Source organism: Spirillospora sp. NPDC052242, from assembly GCF_040679555.1.
GTDB lineage: Bacteria > Actinomycetota > Actinomycetes > Streptosporangiales > Streptosporangiaceae > Spirillospora.
This window is the reverse complement of the sequence record NZ_JBFAUZ010000058.1, coordinates 22,664-39,542: the sequence shown is the minus strand read 5'-3', so window position 1 is coordinate 39,542 and position 16,879 is coordinate 22,664. Positions and strand designations below refer to the sequence as shown.

At 74.2% G+C, this 16,879-nt stretch carries 12 protein-coding genes; 7 read left to right on the top strand and 5 right to left on the bottom strand.

Annotated features, from left to right (window positions below; translation table 11 throughout):
* The first annotated feature begins 29 nt into the window (after positions 1 to 29).
* The 4 genes from AB0L25_RS34980 to AB0L25_RS34965 all read left to right on the top strand — a co-directional run bounded on the left by AB0L25_RS34980 (position 30) and on the right by AB0L25_RS34965 (position 5,263).
* Entirely contained in the window at positions 30 to 2,045 is a 2,016-nt protein-coding gene (locus AB0L25_RS34980) for a glycosyltransferase family 2 protein (RefSeq protein ID WP_500177143.1), read from the top strand.
* A gap of 88 nt (positions 2,046 to 2,133) precedes the next feature.
* Positions 2,134 to 2,901, top strand: a complete 768-nt coding sequence (locus tag AB0L25_RS34975) for a hypothetical protein (protein ID WP_500177141.1) — start codon at positions 2,134 to 2,136, stop codon at positions 2,899 to 2,901.
* Positions 2,898 to 4,043, top strand: a complete 1,146-nt coding sequence (locus tag AB0L25_RS34970; protein ID WP_500177139.1) for a glycosyltransferase family 4 protein — start codon at positions 2,898 to 2,900, stop codon at positions 4,041 to 4,043. The genes AB0L25_RS34975 and AB0L25_RS34970 overlap by 4 nt, the downstream gene beginning before the upstream one ends.
* 188 nt (positions 4,044 to 4,231) lie before the next feature.
* A complete protein-coding gene (locus tag AB0L25_RS34965) occupies positions 4,232 to 5,263 on the top strand; it encodes a CDP-alcohol phosphatidyltransferase family protein (protein ID WP_500177137.1) in 1,032 nt (343 codons plus the stop codon).
* 30 nt (positions 5,264 to 5,293) lie between these two features.
* On the opposite strand, the gene AB0L25_RS34960 is transcribed toward AB0L25_RS34965, so the two are convergent.
* From AB0L25_RS34960 to wecB, 4 genes are all read right to left on the bottom strand, one after another.
* Positions 5,294 to 6,121: an alpha/beta fold hydrolase gene (locus tag AB0L25_RS34960; RefSeq protein WP_500177136.1), complete on the bottom strand. Its 828-nt coding sequence runs from the start codon at positions 6,119 to 6,121 to the stop codon at positions 5,294 to 5,296.
* Between the two features lie 176 nt (positions 6,122 to 6,297).
* Positions 6,298 to 8,442 (bottom strand): glycosyltransferase, encoded by a 2,145-nt coding sequence (locus AB0L25_RS34955; RefSeq protein ID WP_500177172.1) that lies wholly within the window; start codon positions 8,440 to 8,442, stop codon positions 6,298 to 6,300.
* A gap of 86 nt (positions 8,443 to 8,528) precedes the next feature.
* Positions 8,529 to 9,296, bottom strand: a complete 768-nt coding sequence (locus AB0L25_RS34950; protein WP_500177134.1) for a hypothetical protein — start codon at positions 9,294 to 9,296, stop codon at positions 8,529 to 8,531.
* Entirely contained in the window at positions 9,289 to 10,410 is a 1,122-nt protein-coding gene (gene wecB / locus AB0L25_RS34945) for a non-hydrolyzing UDP-N-acetylglucosamine 2-epimerase (RefSeq protein ID WP_500177132.1), read from the bottom strand. The genes AB0L25_RS34950 and wecB overlap by 8 nt, the downstream gene beginning before the upstream one ends.
* 24 nt (positions 10,411 to 10,434) lie before the next feature.
* Here wecB and AB0L25_RS34940 point away from each other — a divergent pair, with 24 nt between their 5' ends.
* The 3 genes from AB0L25_RS34940 (at position 10,435) to AB0L25_RS34930 (ending at position 14,565) form a co-directional block, all read left to right on the top strand.
* Complete coding sequence (locus AB0L25_RS34940) at positions 10,435 to 11,946, top strand: glycosyltransferase family 4 protein (RefSeq protein ID WP_500177130.1); 1,512 nt, start codon at positions 10,435 to 10,437, stop codon at positions 11,944 to 11,946.
* Between the two features lie 50 nt (positions 11,947 to 11,996).
* Positions 11,997 to 13,259 carry a nucleotide sugar dehydrogenase gene (locus AB0L25_RS34935; protein ID WP_500177128.1) on the top strand — a complete coding sequence of 421 codons (1,263 nt, stop codon included), beginning with the start codon at positions 11,997 to 11,999 and terminating at the stop codon, positions 13,257 to 13,259.
* A 181-nt stretch (positions 13,260 to 13,440) separates the two neighbouring features.
* Positions 13,441 to 14,565, top strand: a complete 1,125-nt coding sequence (locus tag AB0L25_RS34930) for a glycosyltransferase (protein ID WP_500177126.1) — start codon at positions 13,441 to 13,443, stop codon at positions 14,563 to 14,565.
* Here the strand turns inward: AB0L25_RS34930 and AB0L25_RS34925 are convergent.
* Entirely contained in the window at positions 14,540 to 16,852 is a 2,313-nt protein-coding gene (locus tag AB0L25_RS34925; RefSeq protein ID WP_500177125.1) for an outer membrane protein assembly factor BamB family protein, read from the bottom strand. The two genes, AB0L25_RS34930 and AB0L25_RS34925, sit on opposite strands and share 26 nt — an antisense overlap.
* Positions 16,853 to 16,879: the final 27 nt, after the last annotated feature.

Here is a 16,879-nt window from a genome sequence, read left to right as displayed (position 1 = left end):
GGGCGACGACCTAGAGAGAACAACCGCACGTGACACCCATCAAGGTCAGCGTCGTCGTGCCCGTCTACGACTGCGTCGCGACGGTCGCGACGGCGCTGCAGACCGCCCTCGAGCAGTCGATCGCCCCGGAACTCGTCGAGGTGATCGCGGTCGACGACGGATCCACCGACGGCAGCGCCGAGGAGCTGGACCGGCTCGCGGCGCTGCATCCGCGGCTGACCGTGCTGAAGCGCCCCAACTCCGGTGGCCCCGGCGGGCCGCGCAACACCGGCATCGCGGCCGCCCGCGGCGAGTACCTGTTCTTCCTGGACGCCGACGACCGGCTCGGCCCCGAGGCGCTGGAGCGCATGTGCGCCGCCGCGGACGCGCACGGCACCGACGTCGTCATCGGCCGGTACGTCGGGGTCGGGCGGCCCGTCGCGAACTTCACCGAGAACATCGCGCACGTCTCCGTGGACGACCCGGACTTCGACATCTACGCGAAGTCGCTGACCGCGCAGAAGCTGTTCCGCCGGTCGGTGATCGAAGAGCACCGGATCCGGTTCCCCGAGGACGCGCCGACCGGCGAGGACAAGGTCTTCACCGCGCACGCGCTGCTGCACGCGTCCGGCGGCGTGTCCGTCGTCGCCGACCACGACTGCTACTACCTGGTGGAGCGCGACGACGGCAGCAGCCTCATGCAGAACGGGCTCGCGGCCCGGCCGGGCTACTACCCGAAGGCGGCGCGCCCGCTGCTGGAGAACGTCGTCACGCACCGCGAGCCCGGCCCGATCCGGGACCGGATGCTGCTGCGGCACTTCCACCGCGACGTCCTGCACGCGTTCAACGCCGACTACCCGGGCTCGTCCGAGGAACGGCGCCGCCGCCTCTGGGAGGAGGCGCGCGCGCTCTGCGACGAGTTCCTCACCGAACCCGTGCTGATGCGGATGCCGCCGAAGTTCCGGCTGGTCGCGCACTGCCTGCGGCACGGGAACGAGGACCTGCTGGTGCGGGTCATCGAGGCCGAGGCCGCCGGGCCCGTCCCGGTCGTCGTCGACAAGGACCGCGCGCACGCCCGCTACCCCGGCTTCCGCGACCCGGCCGCCGGCGTCCCCGACGACTACTACGACGTCACCGACCGGCTGCGGCTGCGGCGGTCCCTGACGTCGCTGGAGTGGGCCGGCGACCGGCTGCGGGTCGGCTGGACGGCGGAGATCCCGCGGCTGGACCCGGCGGAAGGGGCCGTCGCGCTGCTGCTGCGGTCCCGGAAGGGGCGCGCCGAGCACCGGCTCGCCGCCGAACCGGACGGCGACGGCCACCGCGCCGAGCTCGCCGCCGCCGCCAACGGCGTCTGGGACCTGCACGTCGAGGCCCGGCACGGGCAGTTCGCGAAGGAGGCCCGGCTCGGCGCCGCGCGCGCCCCCGGCGTCACCGAGCCCGCCGGACGGTTCGTCCGGTGCGCGGACGGGACCGGCGCGGCCGTCGAGCCGTTCTTCACCCGCGAGTACGGCAACCTGTCGTTCACCGTCACCCGCGGCACCGCCGGGGCCGTGCGGCTGCTGCGGTTCGACGGCGCCGAGTGGGCGCCGGACGGACGGCTGCGGGTGCGCGGCCGGCTCCCCGCGACGCCCGCCGCGGCGGCGCTCGTCCGGCTCGGCGTCGCGATCGACCACCGCACCCAGGGCACGTCCCTGCCGGGCGAGGTCCGGTGGGACGAGCTCCCGGGCGAGCCCGCCGGGGACGCCGGGGACGGCGACGGGTACGGCTTCGCGGCGCTGCTGGACCCGCGCGGGCTGGCCGCCGGACGCTGGGACGTCTGGCTGGAGGTCACGGTCGGCGGGGACCGGTCGCGGGTGCGGGTGCCGCTGGCGCCGGCGCCCGGCGCGGACCGGTCGGCGCCCGTCCCGTGCGCGCCGCTCGGGCTGCGCAGCGCGTCGTTCTACCGCACCGAGGGCGGGAACCTGTCGGTCGAGGTCGTGCCCGGCAAGGTGCCCGCGCTCGCGCGGTCGGCCAAGCGGCGGCTCCGCGCGCCCTTCCCGAAGAAGGACGCGAACGGCACGGGGTGACCGCGGCGGCCTCACTCGTGACCTGACGCCCCAGGGGCGTTGGTAAAATCTGCGTTCTCATCGGGGAGGGTCCGCACCTTTGGCAACCGTGGCCGACCACGTCAGGGTCGACGCCGACGACGTCCTCACGATCGGCTGGGCCGAGCCCCTGCCGGACGGCGAACGCGTCGTGCTGCGGCACGCGGCGTCCGGGGCCGTCCGGCCGGGACGCGCCGCCGGCGACGGCGCCCGCTGGACGCTGCCGGTCGGCGACCTCGACGACGGCGCCTGGGAGGCGTGCATCGAGGCGGGCGGCATCACCCGGCCGCTGCGCACCGACGACCCCGGGTTCTCCCTCGACGGCCTCCTCGCCTACGCCGACCGGCCCCGCGACCGCGCCGTCCGCGTCACCCGCACCCCGGACGGACGCGCCGGGCTGCAGGTCGGCGCGGTCGCCCCGCACGCCGAGGTCCGCACGGTGCACCCGGGCGGCGGCGAGATCCGCATCGCCGGGCGCCTCGCCTACACCGGCCCCCGGCCCGGCGGCGCCCGCCTCGTCGCCGTCGCCCGCGGCACCGGCCGGCGGGCCGCCTGGCCCGCGCGCCTCGACGGCACCGCGTTCCGCGCCAGCGCGCCCGTCGACGTCCTGGCCGCCGAGCCGCCCGCCATCTGGGACCTGTGGCTCGACGCGGCCGACGTCCACGCGCGGCTCGCGACCCGGCTCGACGACGCCCCCGGCAAGCGCGGCAAGGTCTCCTACCCGCGCCAGGTCGCCGGGGACCGCTCGGTCCGGCCGTACTACACGGTGCGCGACGAGCTCTCCGTCGCCTGCCACGCGCTCGACGGCGGGGACGGCGCCGGGGACGACGCCCGATGAGGATCGTCTTCATGCTGCTGGACGCGGCGGCGCTCGACGGCACCGTCCGCAGCACGTTCACGCTCGCGGGCGAACTGGCCCGCCGCCACGACGTCGAGATCGTCAGCGTGCTGCGCACCACCGACGCGCCGGCGTTCCCGCTCCCCGACCGCGTCCGGCTGCAGCACCTCGTGGACACCCGCGACGAGGCGAAGCTCGCGCGGCTGCGGCCCGGCCGCGCCCGCCGCCTCCACGAGGAGCCCAGCGCGCTCGTCCATCCGGAGGAGCGCTCCTACCGCTTCTTCTCCGGGCTCACCGACGAGCGCATCCCCCGCGCCCTGCGGCGGCTCCGCGCCGACGTGCTCGTCACGACCCGCGCCGGGCTGAACATCGCCGCGGCCCGCTTCGCGCCGTCCCGCGTCACCCGCATCGGGCAGGAGCACCTGCACCTCGGCATCCACGAGCCCGGCATCCTCGCCGAGATCGAACGCTGGTACCCGAGGCTGGACGCGGTCACCACGCTGACCGCCGCCGACCGGGAGAGCTACGAGCGCCTCATCCCGGGCACGACCGTCCGGACGCTCCGCAACGGCCTGCCCGACCGCGTGTACCCGCGCTCCCGGCAGGAGAACAAGATCGTCGTGGCGGCCGGGCGGCTCGCCTGGATCAAGGGCTACGACCTGCTGATCACGGCGTTCGCCCGGGTCGCGGAGAAGCACCCGGAGTGGACGCTGCGGATCCACGGCAAGGGCGGCCGGCTGGAGCAGCTCCGCCGCCGCGTCACCCGCCTCGGCCTCTACAACAACGTCATGCTGATGGGCCCGTCGGACGACATCGAGGGCGAGTTCGCGAAGGCGTCGATCCTCGCCGTGCCGTCCCGCGCCGAGGCGTTCGGCATGACGATCGTCGAGGGCTTCGCGTGCGGCCTGCCCGCCGTCGCGTTCGACTGCCCCCGCGGCCCCCGCGAGATCATCACCGACGGGCACGACGGCCTGCTCGTCCCGCCCGAGGACCCGACCGCCCTCGGCGACGCGCTCGTCCGGCTCATCGACGACGGGCAGCTGCGCCGCCGGATGGCCGCGGCGGCGCCCGACAGCGCCCGCCGGTACGCCGTCCGGTCGGTCGCCGCCGACTGGGAGGACCTCCTCACCCAGCTCCGCTGACGACCTCACCGAGCTCCGCTGACGACCTCACCGCGATTCGTTGGCGACGTCCCTCGATACCGGACATGTCCGGGGGGTGAACCGGCGGTTTCGCGGATCTCGCGCCGACAGTCGGGGAGAATGCCGGAGGCCACTTCCGGTCAGTCGCTAGCATCGGGAACGGCCCTGACGACGAAAGGAAACCCACCATGGCGAACTTCACGCTCGACGACGTTCGGCAACGGACGTACAAGGCGCGTGACGCGTGGTGGACGGTCCTGCTCGTCGACCCGCTCGCGGCGCGGCTGGTGAAGGTCACCGCCAACCGCACCCGCATCACCCCGAACCAGCTCACCGTCGCGGCGCTCGTCCTCGGCTTGGCGGCGGGCGCGTGCTTCGCGCTGGCCGACTGGCAGTGGCTGCTCGCGGGCGCGCTGCTGTACCACCTGTCGTTCACGCTCGACTGCATGGACGGCAAGATCGCGCGGCTCAAGGGCACCGGGTCGGTGTTCGGCGCGTGGCTCGACTACATCTTCGACCGGCTGCGGGTGCTCGCCTGCGCGATCGCGCTGATGGCCGGGCAGTACGTCGCCACCGGCAACGTCGCCTACGTGTGGACGGCGCTCGCCGTCGTCTTCCTCGACATGCTCCGCTACATGGACTCCCTCGAGATCTTCAAGGTGCGGGCGCAGATGCGGTCGACGCTGGCGAAGACGCGCCGGGAGGCCGAGTCGCTGGAGCTGGCGGAGCTGCGCGCCGGGGGCGCCGAGCCGGACGAGGTCGGCGCGCGGCTCGCGTCGGCCGAGAGCACCCTGGACGAGGCCGCCGACGACGACGAGGACCGGGTCGTCGGCGAGGAGGCCGCCGAGAAGGCCGCCGACGCGGTCATGCAGCGCGGCCTCTACACGCGGTTCCCCTGGTACGTCCGCATCCGCGACGTGCTCATGCGCGGGCGCATCCGGCCGCACCTGTTCAGCGGCATCGAGTTCCAGATGGGCGTGTTCATCGTCGCGCCGGTCGCCGCCGCGATCGTCCCCGGCGCGATCATCCCGGTCGTCGCGGTCAGCGCCGCCGGGATGCTGTTCTTCGAGCTCGTGGTCATCTACAAGTTCTGGATGGCGACGAACGCCTACAACCGCAACATGCGCGCACTCGACGAGAAGATCGCGGGCTACCGGGACCGGCTGCCCGTCGACGAGGTCGAGCGGATCCGGGCGGGCGCCGGCACCAGCGCCGGCTGACCCGCCCGCCCGGGACCGCGGGCCGCGGCGTCAGCGCTTGAGGAACTCGAGCAGGTCCCGGTTGAAGCGCTCCTTGTCGCCCGGGACCATCGCGATGCCGTGGGACCCGCCCTCGTAGACCTTGAGCTCCGCGCCCGGGATGATCTGCGCGGACTTGCGGCCGGTGGCGTCGATCGGGACGATCTGGTCGTCGTCGCCGTGGACGACCAGCGTCGGGACGTCGAACCGGCGCAGGTCGTCGGTGAAGTCGGTGCGCGCGAAGGCGTCCACGCACTTCAGGCCCGCCTGGATGTTCTCGTGCATCGCCATGAACCAGAACGCGTCCCGGTTGCCCTGGGTGGCCTTGCTGCCCGGGCGGTTCGCGGAGAAGAACGCTTCGGACGCGTCCTTCCAGTACTGCGACCGTTCGGTGATGATGCCGTTCTTGATGTCCTCGAAGACCTGCTCGGGGACGCCCTCGGGGTTGCCGGGCCCCTGGAGCATCAGCGGCGGGATGGCCGACAGCAGGACCGCCCGGGCGACCCGGCCGGTGCCGTGGCGGCCGATGTAGCGGGCGAGTTCGCCGCCGCCCATGGAGTGCGCGACGAGCGTCGCGTTCCGCAGGTCGAGGTGCTCCATCAGGTCGTTCAGGTCGTCGGCGAAGGTGTCGAAGTCGTAGCCGGTGAAGGGCTGGCTGGAGCGGCCGTGGCCGCGCCGGTCGTGCGCGACGCCCCGGAAGCCGTTCTCGGCGACCGCCCGCATCTGGTCCTCCCAGGCGTCGGCGTTCAGCGGCCAGCCGTGGATGAACACCACCGGGTCGCCCGAGCCCCAGTCCTTGTAGAAGATCTCCTCGCCGTCCCGCGTCTTCACGTACCCCATCGCAGGTCGCGCCCCTCTCATGTCGGTGCATAAGCGAAGGGCGCCGCCGGTCCGCACATCCGCGAACAAACGGACGCCCTTCTCCGGGCGGGAGTTCCCGGGGAAGGGCGTCCGGTAAGCCACCGGCGGGCCAAGAAACCTTTGCGGCCTCCGGCGCGGCGGCTACTGCACGGCTGCTACTGCGCGGCGGGCGCCTCGGTGCGCGCCGGGGGCCGCGCGAGGAGGTCCGTCCACTGGCGGCAGACCTCGTCGAGCCCGTAGGCCGTCCGGACCTGCTCGCGGGCGTCCGCCGCGTCGCTCTCCCAGCGGCCGAGCGCGACGGTCGTGGCGATCGACGCCGCCATCGCGGACGGGTCGTCGTGAATCCACCGCCGGTCGTAGATCGTGTCGGAGCCGGGCCACGGGAGCAGGGCCGGGACCGCGCCGGACGCCATGCCCTCGGCGGGCGCGAGGTGGAAGCTCTCGTCGTCGCTGGTGGACAGGACGAACCCGATGCGGCGCAGCCAGGACGCGACGTCGCGGCCGTAGGAGTCGAACACCACCCCGCCCGCGAGGAGCGGCGAGCGCCGGATCCGGCGGAACAGCTTCTCGTAGTGCTCCCGCTCCTCGTCCTTCTGCCAGATCCACCAGTACTCCCACGGGAGCTTGGACTTGACGAAGAGCGTGAAGCGCGGGTCGTCGCGGCGGAGCTCCTCCAGCACGTCGACGGCGAGGTCGAGGCGCTTGCGGGACGGCGCGATGCCGATGACCCCGAGGTGGTGCTGCGCCCCGGCGAGCTTCGGCCGGTCGAGCTGCCGGTCGTCCACCCAGTTCGGGACGGTGACGACCTTCTCGGCGGGCCAGCCGGTCATCTCGCGGGTCAGATCCGTGTAGTGCGGGCTGACGCAGATGACCTGGTCGACGGCGTCGATGTCGAGCTGCTTGGGCCAGGGCGCGTACAGCTCGAACCGGTGGAGCCGGACGACGAGGCGCTGGCCCGCGCGTTTGTTCTTCGCGTACCAGAGCGCGTTCGGGCCGCACCACTCGCAGATGACGACGTCGGCCCACTCGACGAGTTCGCGGCTGCGGTCGGCGTCGTGGGCCTTCAGCGCGGCCCAGTGGTCGACCTGGATCTCCATGTCGGGGCGCGACCGCAGGTAGTCGAGGAGGCGGGTGAAGAACTTCAGGTCGTGTCCCGCGACGCCGACGCGCAGCTTCCGCGCGCCCGGACGGTACGCGGCCGCGGCGGCCGCGACCTGCTCGACGGGCTCGGGGAACGTCTCGGCGAGGTACCCGGTGAGCCGCCCGGCGGCGGCGTCGAGGCCGAAGTCGGCGGCGGCCGCGCGGCAGCGGTCGACGGCGAGGGTGAACACCTCGGGGTTCTTGCCGATGAGCGTGAGCGCGTCGAGGACGTCGGCCTCGGACGCGGCGAACAGCGGGTAGTCGGCGCCGAACAGCCGCTCGTGCATGGGCGTCCGGTTGAGGACGACCGGGACGCCGAGCATGCCGCATTCGAGGAGCTTGGTCGACAGTTCGAGGCTCGCGTCCATCTCGGGGTGCCGCCACGACAGGCCGACGTCGCAGCCGGCGGTGAGCCGCATCGCCTCGGCGCGCGGGTGGCCGCCGTGCCAGACGACGCCCTGGCCGGTCTCGAGGGCGGTGCGCATCCGGTCGGCGTAGCCGGGGTCGTCCGGATCGTCGTGGATCTTGTCGCCGACCATGTGGAGTTCGGCGTCCACCCCGCGCTGGCCGAGCAGGCGCGGCAGCGCGCACATCTCGTAGGTGTTCCACCGCGGCGCGAACTTGCCGGTGTAGACGAGGCGGAGGGCGCGTCCGTCCGGGGTTCCGGCGGGGCGCGGCTCCAGGCCGTCGGGGAGCACGACGACGGGCGGGAACAGGACGCTCTTGCCCGCGGTGGCGGGGACGGCGGCCTCCAGGAAGCCGCGGAGTTCCTCGGTCTGGCAGAGCAGCAGCCGGGACGCGTCGGCGATGCGGCGCAGCTCGGCCTTGGCGGCGTTGTCGAACTGCCCGGCGGACTGCGGCACGTCGGTGAGGTAGGTCCACAGCCGTCCCGCGAGGGCGGTGTGGCACAGCTTCCCGGCGAGCCGGCGGCCGCGCACGACGGCGAGGTCGAACGGCTTCTCCTCGTCGATGCGGGCGAGGGTCACCGCGGCGGTCCGCGGCTGCATCGGGGCGTCGCCGTCGAGGAGGCGCTCGGCGTGCGGGCTGCGGACGGTGACGCCCGGCAGGCCGCGCAGCGGGTCGACGAGGCGCCCGGTGCGCACCGGCGCCTTGAGGACGAGCGTCACCTCGCAGCCCGCGCGGGCCAGCGCCTGCACCATGCCCTGGACCCAGATCGCCGACCCGTCGATCAGGTTCAGGTCGACGTCGCCGTAGACGAGTGCGCGCGGCTTCACGTGGTCTCCTTTCAACGGGCCGGCTCCAGCGGAGTCTCGAGCAGCTCGGCGAGCCGGCCGGGCGCCGCCGCGGTGGCGTCCCAGTGCAGGTTGGCGAGGGTGGCGGGCACGGCCGCGGCGCCGTCGCCCGGCCGGTCGTTCCACAGGACGAGCGGCATGTCGCGGGAGGCGGCGAGCGCGCGGACGTCGTTCAGCGCGCGGTCGCGGTCGTACATGCCCGGGACGCCCAGGTACGCCCACGCCTCGCCGGGGGCGCCGGCGGCGGCGTCGACGACGAGCAGGTCGGCGTCGGCGGACTCCAGCGCGATCGCGGCGTCGTGCGGGTACAGCCGGATGACCTTGGCGTGCGCGGCGAGGGTCTCCGCCGCGCGCGCGCCGAGGATCCCGGCGACGACGATGCCCTCGTAGGGGGCGGCGACGAGGAGCCGGTCCTCGCTGCGGGTCACCGGGTCGAGCTGGACCTTCCCCGCGTCGGTGGTCTTCGGGGCCGCGGCCGGGGCGCTGCGCTTGCGCCACAGCTGGTACAGCTCCTTGGGCAGCCGCGCGCCGCGCCGCTTGGGGTTGCGGGCGGCGCCGGCGACGAGCCGGCCGAACTGCACGGTCGTCGAGGCTTCGAGGGCGGCCAGCCGCCGTTCGAGTTCCTGGACGCGGGCCTCCCGCTCGCGCAGCGCCGCGCGCAGCCGCGCGGCCTGCTGCTTCGCCTTGGCGCCGTCCTTGGCGGCGCGGGCGTTCGCGGCGGCCCGGGGGTCGTCCCCGCCGCGCCGGATCGGATCAGTCACCGATGAACTCCATGATCACTTCTGCGATGCGGGGGCCGGCCGCGCCGTCCCAGAGCGGGGGCCTCCGCGCGTTCTCGTACCGGGCCGCGGCGTCCTCGCCCGCCGCCGCCTCCAGGACCTTGCGCACCTGCGGCACCAGCTCCTCGAACGTGACGAGGCGGTTCGTGCCGTGGGTGATGGTGATGGGACGCTCGGTGTTGGGCCGGACCGTCAGGCACGGCACGCCGAGGATCGTGGTCTCCTCCTGCAGACCTCCCGAGTCGGTGATGACGGCGTCCGCGCCGCGCACGGCCCCGATGAAGTCGGTGTACCCGAGCGGTTCCAGGACGTGGACGCCGTCGTGGTCGTCCAGCCCGGCGGCCATCAGGTTGGCGCGGCCGCGCGGGTGCACCGGGATGACCAGGTCGGCGAGGTCGGCGATGCCGTGCAGCCGCCGGACGAGGTCGGCCGCGGTGTCCGGGGCGTCCACGTTGGCGGGCCGGTGCATCGTCGCCAGGACGTACCGGTCCGGGAGCCCGTGCTCCGCGCGGACCCGCTCGGTGTCGAACGCGTCCAGGTTGGCCAGCAGCGTGTCGATCATCGGGTTGCCGACCAGGTGGGCGCGCTCCACCGGGACGCCCTCGTTCGCCAGGTGCCCGATCCCCTCCGGGCTCGTGACCAGGCAGATGTCGGAGAGCTGGTCGGTGAGCCGGCGGTTGACCTCCTCGGGCATCGTCATGTCGAAGCTGCGCAGCCCGGCCTCCACATGGGCGACCGGGATGTGCAGCTTGGCCGCGACGAGGGCGGCGGCGATGGTCGAGTTCACGTCGCCGTACACGATGACGACCGAGGGTGAACGGCTCGTGAACTCCTCCTCCAGTCCGGTCATCAGCGCGGCCGTCTGCGCCGCGTGCGAGCCGGAGCCGACGCCGAGGTTGACGTCGGGCTCGGGAAGGCCGAGCTCGTCGAAGAAGACCTCGGACATGCGGGCGTCGTAGTGCTGCCCGGTGTGGACGACCGCCTGCTCGGCGCCGGCGGCCTCCAGCGCCCGGATGACCGGAGCCGCCTTGACGAAGTTCGGCCGCGCCCCGAGGACGTGCACGATGGGTGCCAACACAATTTCCCTTCTGTTCATCGGGTCTGCCTACGCTTCCCCGCCGTGCTGAAGAAATCCGTCTACCTGCCGGGACTCGCCCTGCGGCAGCTCCGCGACGACCCGGCGCGCGCGCCGCGGCTCGCCGTGCGGATGCTGGCCCGGGCGACCCCGGGACGGCCGGGGGCGCGGCTCGCGCGGTCCCGGCTCGCGGTTCCGCGTCCCCGCGTCGTGACGCGGGAGAACGCCGAGCTGCGCGCGCTGCTGGCGCACGATCCGCCCGCCCCGCAGACTCCGCCGGCCGGTGCGGGGGCCGCCGCGCCGGCCGGCGGGCCCGCACCGGAGGTCTCCCCGGCGGACGGCGCCGTCCTGCAGTTCGTGACGAACGCCTTGCCGAACACGAACGCCGGTTATACCGTCCGCACGCACCGCATCGCGCTGGCGCTGCGCGCGCAGGGCCGGGACGTGCACGTCGCGACGCGGCTCGGGTACCCGCTCAGCCAGGGCATCGGCGACGCCCGGCCGCGGGTGGACGTCGACGGCGTCGCCTACCACCGGCTGCTGCCGTGGCTGCCGCCCGCCGACCCGGTGCGGGCCGTCGAGCGCGGCGCCGACCTGGCCGAACGGATCGTGGACGAGGTGCGCCCGGCCGTCCTGCACGCGGTCAGCAACCACCTGAACGCGGCCGTCGCGCTGGAGCTGCGGCGCCGCCGCGGGCTGCCGGTCGTGTACGAGGTGCGGGGGTTCCTGGAGGACTCCTGGCTGTCGCGCGACCCGGCGCACCGCGAGACGGACGAGTTCTACCGGCTCACCCGGGAGCTGGAGACGCGCCGGATGGCCGAGGCGGACGCGGTCGTCACGCTCGGCGAGGCGATGCGCGCGGAGATCGCGTCCCGCGGGGTGCCCGCCGAGAAGATCTTCACGGTGCCGAACGGGGTGGACGAGGCGTTCCTGGAGCCGCTGCCGGACGCGTCCGACCTGCGGGCCGAGCTCGGCATCGCGCCGGACGCCTTCGTGGCGGGGCTGACGTCGTCGTTCTTCGGCTACGAGGGCATCGACACGCTGATCGACGCGGCGGCGCTGCTGCGCGACCGCGGGACGCCCGTCACGCTGCTGCTGGTCGGGGACGGACCGGAGCGCGGCGCGCTGGAGCGGCGCGCGGCCGGGCACGGCGTTCACGCCGTGTTCACCGGCCGGGTTCCGATGCGGTCCGTACGCCGCCACCACGCACTCCTCGATGTCTTCGCGGTCCCCCGACGGGCGGACCGGGTCTGCCAGCTGGTCACGCCCCTCAAACCGATCGAGGCGATGGCAGGGGGAATCCCCGTTATAGCCAGTGATGTCAAGGCTCTTCGCGAAATCGTCGAACCCGGCGTGACCGGGACGTTAACACTTCCGGAAGACCCGGAAGCATGGGCCGATCACCTGGAGGAACTGGCTTACAGTCCAGAAAGAAGGCGAAAAATCGGTCAGGCGGCCCGTGAATGGGTCCGGGCCGAGCGCACCTGGGGCGCCGTCGCGTCCGGATACCGCGCCGCATACGCGTACGGGGCGCGCACGACAACCGATGATCGCTGATTCACCGTGAAGTTTCGTGATTTCCGTAAATCCGTGAAGGGAGCCGAGTGATGGATCTGGTCGTCATCGGACTCGGCTATGTGGGGCTTCCCCTCGTCCGGGAGGCGTGCCGCGCCGGGCTGAAGGTCGGCGGGCTCGACCTGGACGAGCGCGTCGTCGAGGGCCTGCGGGCCGGACGCTCGCACGTGGACGACGTCTCCGCCGACGAGGTCGCGGAGATGCTCGCGTCCGGGTTCGCGCCGAGCACGTCCGAGGACGTCCTGGACGGCGCGCCCACCGTGGTGATCTGCGTCCCGACCCCGCTGTCGCCGGAGGGCGGGCCCGACCTGACGGCCGTGCGCGGCGCGGCCGGGGCGGTGTCCCGGCACCTGGCGCAGGGGTCGCTGGTGGTGCTGGAGTCGACCACGTACCCGGGCACGACCGAGGAGGTCGTCCGGCCGATCCTGGAGGAGTCCGGCCGGATCGCCGGCGAGGACTTCCACCTGGCGTTCTCGCCGGAGCGGATCGACCCGGGCAACCCCGTCTACGGCGTCCGCAACACCCCGAAGATCGTCGGCGGGCTCACGCCGGCGTGCGCGTCGGCCGCCTCGGCGTTCTACGGCAAGTTCGTGGAGCAGGTCGTGCAGGCGAAGGGCACCCGCGAGGCCGAGATGGCCAAGCTGCTGGAGAACACCTACCGGCACGTGAACATCGCGCTGGTCAACGAGATGGCGGTGTTCTGCAACGAGCTGGGCATCGACCTGTGGGACGCGATCGACTGCGCGGCGACCAAGCCGTTCGGCTTCCAGGCGTTCCGGCCGGGTCCGGGCGTCGGCGGGCACTGCATCCCGATCGACCCGAACTACCTGTCGTACAAGGTCCGCTCGCTCGGCTACCCGTTCCGGTTCGTGGAGCTGGCGCAGGAGATCAACGACCGGATGCCCCGGTACGTGGCGGAGCGCGCGCAGCAGCTCCTCAACCGGGAGGGGCGGGCGCTGAAGGGCGCGAAGGTCCTGCTGCTCGGCGTCACGTACAAGGCCGACATCGCCGACCAGCGCGAGTCCCCGGCCCGCCCGGTGGCGCGGCGGCTGGCCCGGCTGGGCGCCGACCTCGCGTTCCACGACCCGTACGTGTCCGGCTGGGAGGTCGACGGCGCCGCGGTGCGGGACGCGGGCGACGACCTGCCGGCCGCGCTCGCGGACGCCGATCTGACGATCGTCCTGGCCGACCACGCGGACTACGACGCCGCCACGCTGGCGCGGCACGCGCGGCTGCTGTTCGACACGCGGGGCCGCACGCGGGGCGTCCGGCAGGAGACGGTGGAGCTGCTCTGACCCGCGGGTCCGGACGGCGGACGGACGGCCCGGGCGGGCCCCATACCAGAGATCGGCAATCGCCCGGTGCCGTCCACGCGGTGGTCGACGGGAATTCATCCACCATTTCCATCGCGGTAGCAGAATCCCGGGTAGAAGCCGGTTCGGCGGCGTAGGTTCGGCAGGTTGCGGAGTGAGTGGAATGCGGGTCTGTGTTTGCACGATCGTGCACCATCCGGAGGATGCGCGCATTCTGCACCGACAAATCCGGGCACTGTTGGATGCCGGTCATGAAGTCACATATATGGCCCCGTTTCGGGCATGCAATGTGGCGCCGTGGCGCGAGGTCAGCCCGGTGGACGTGCCCCGGGCGACCGGCCGGCACCGGCTGAAGGCCATGCGCGCCGCCCGGCGCGCCCTCGCCGACCACGCGTCCTACGCGGACGTCATCCTCCTGCACGACCCCGAACTCCTGATGGCGCTGCCCCGCCGGGCGCGCGCGCGGACGGTCGTGTGGGACGTCCACGAGGACACCGCGGCCGCGCTCGGCATGAAGGGCTGGCTGCCCGCACCGGTGCGGCCGCTCGTGCGCCCGGCCGTCCGGCGCCTGGAGAAGCGCGCCGAGCGGCGGCACCGGCTGCTGCTCGCCGAGGAGGGCTACCGGGCCCGGTTCAGCGGGGACCACCCGGTCGTCCCCAACACCACCTACGTCGCGGACGAGCCGCCCGGCGCGCCCGACGACAACCGCGCGGTCTACGTCGGGCACATCTCGGCGGCGCGCGGCGCCCACGAGATGATCGAGGCGGCCCGGCTGCTCGCCCCCGAGGGCGTCACCGTCGAGCTGATCGGCTCGGCGGACGAGTCGGTGAAGCCCGCGCTGCGCGAGGCCCAGCGCGACGACGTCCTGCGCTGGTACGGGTTCGTCCCGAACGACCGGGCGCTGCGGATCGCCGAGGGCGCGATGGTCGGGCTGGCGCTGCTGCACGACGAGCCCAACTACCGGCACTCGGTCCCCACCAAGATCATCGAGTACATGGCGCGGGGCGTGCCGGTCGTCACCACCCCGAACCCGCCCGCGGTCGAGATCGTCGAACCGGCCGAGTGCGGCTTCGTCGTCCCGTTCAACGACCCCGCCGCCACGGCCGAGGCCGTCCTGCGGCTGCGCAAGGACGCGGACCTGCGCGCCGAGTTCGGCCGCCGCGGGCACAAGGCCGCCCGCGAGCAGTTCCACTGGCCGGTGCACGCCGCCCGGTTCGTCGCCCACCTCGAATCCTGGGCGGGACGCGCCCAGCCGTCGGCCGTCATGGAGCCCGCGGCGGATCACTGACCGGTCCCCCGGCCCCCTCCCGCTCCTCACGCTCCTCGCGGGCCCGCTCCGCCGCCTTCTCCCGCTCCTCGGCCAGCCGCCTCGCCTCGGCCGCCCGCGCCTCCTGCTCGCGCTCCTCCAGCCGCACCGCGAGCGACTTCGCGAGCCGCGCGGCGGCGCCCGTCGGGCTCCCCGCCTCCACCACCGCGATGACCCGCCCGACCCGGACGGCGATCACCCCCGCGGTCGTCCCGATCTCGTACATCTCGTCGCCGCCGAGGTTCTCCCGCCGCCGCACCTGCGACTGGACGGACTGGAACGCGTCCAGCATCTGCGACGCGGCGTCGTCGGTCTCGGCCACCCACCGCACGCTCACCGTCAGGCCCCGGACGGCCGTCGCCCGCTCCCCGTCCGCCCCGGTCGGGACGCCGGTGGGCGGCGGCGGACTCGTCGGATGCGCACTCGGCCCGCCGCTCCCGGTGGACGCCCCCGGCGAAGGCGAGCCCGCCCCGGACGCCGACGCCGACGGCGACGGCGCCGCCCCGGCCCGTCCCGCACCGGGCCGATCACCCGTCCCCGGTTCGGCCCCTTCGGCCCCCTCGGCGGCCCCGGACCCCTCGGCTTCCCCGGCCCCCTCGGCGCTCCCGCCCGATCCGGCGCCCTCGCCCGATTCGGCACCTTCGCCGGACCCGGCGCCCTCGCCCGAGCCACCGCCGTCGGCACCCTCGGCGCCTTCGGCGCCGTCGCCGGGGTCGTCGTCCTCGCCGGGCTTCTTCTCGACCGGTTCGTACGTGCAGGACACCGGGTCGGGCAGGCGGGCCGTCCCGACCTCCGCGTCGGCGGGTTCGGTGACGTAGTCCTCCAGCCCCACCCGCGCGAGGTCCTCCTTCTCGAGCAGCGCGCAGGCGTCCGGCCAGTCGGCCACGGGGACGCCGCCGAGTTCGTCGGGCCCGGGTCCGGTGCGGCCGCCGCGCAGCGCGACCAGCCGGGACTCGCCCGCCGGACGCGGCACCGCCTCGGCGACCGCGACGTAGAGCAGGCCGCCCGCCGCGGCGATCCAGGGGCGCTTGCCGGGCAGGTCCGGGTCCATCGTGAACGGCGCGGGCGCGGTCGTGGCGGTGCCGTCGGCGGGCGAGACGACGTCGATGCCCGCGGGCAGCAGCAGCTCCGACAGGCGCGGGCGCAGCGCGTAGACGTCGCCGCCCGCGCGTGCCAGCGCCGTGTAGGACGGCACCTCGCGCGCCCACCCGACGTTCCCGGACGACACGTCGACCGCCTCCATGAGCGTCGTGCCGCGCTTCGTCCCGGCCGGATGGTAGACGACGATGAGCCGCCCGTCCGCGAGGACGCTCGGGCACATGCCGTCGCCGCACACCGCGTCGCCGTCCCAGGAGGCGAACTCCTCGCCCTCCTCGTCGAACGCCCGCAGCGCCGTCCCGTCCGAGACGAGCGCGACGCCGTCCAGCATCGTCACCTCGGGCGCCTCCTCGGCGCCGAGCACCTCGTCCCAGCGGACGTCGCCGCTCCGCGGGTCGAGGGCGAGCAGGCGGCTCGGCCGGGACTGGCGCGCGCAGTCGAGGGCCAGCGCGACGAGCGACTCGCGGTCGCCGGACGGCTGCGCGGCGCCCTCGAACAGCCGGCAGCCGTGCCGCACCGGCCGCTGCCACTGCGGCTCGCCGGTCGCGGCCGCCAGCCCGACCAGCGTGCGGCGGTCGTCGTCGGTGGTGAGGACGACCCCGGACCCGGCCGGGAAGCGCAGCGTCGTGCGGGACACCGCGGCGGGCCGCCGCGCCCCCTCCTTCTTCCACAGCAGCGAGCCCGACAGCAGGTCGAACCCGACGAGGACCCGGTCGGCGCGGTGCCCGTCCCGCTCGAAGTAGCCGACGAGCCGCGACTCGGTGGACGTCCAGCCGAGCAGCGACCAGTCCGACCGGCTGTAGCTCCACCGCCGCGCCCCGGTGCGGGCGTCCACGACCTGGACGCCCTGGCCGGACACGGTGACGATCTGGCCCTGGGCGACGTCGTAGGAGACGGTGTCGTACCCGGCGACGGACCCGCGGTGCACGCGGGTCGTCCGCTCCCAGCTCACGGCGAGGGGCCCGGGCGGCGGGCCGACGTCGCCGAGCGGCGCGACGGACTCGCCGGTGACCCTGTGGCGAACCTCCCACCACTCCGCGTGCAGGACGAACCGGTCGACGAGGACGACGCACAGCGCCACGGCCAGCCCACCGGCGATGAGCCCGAGCACGATGCGGACCCTGCCCGCGGGCTCCGGCCGGCCGCCGGGCCGCTGCCGGCTCCCGACCACGACCGCGCCGCCTCCTTCCGCTCTAAG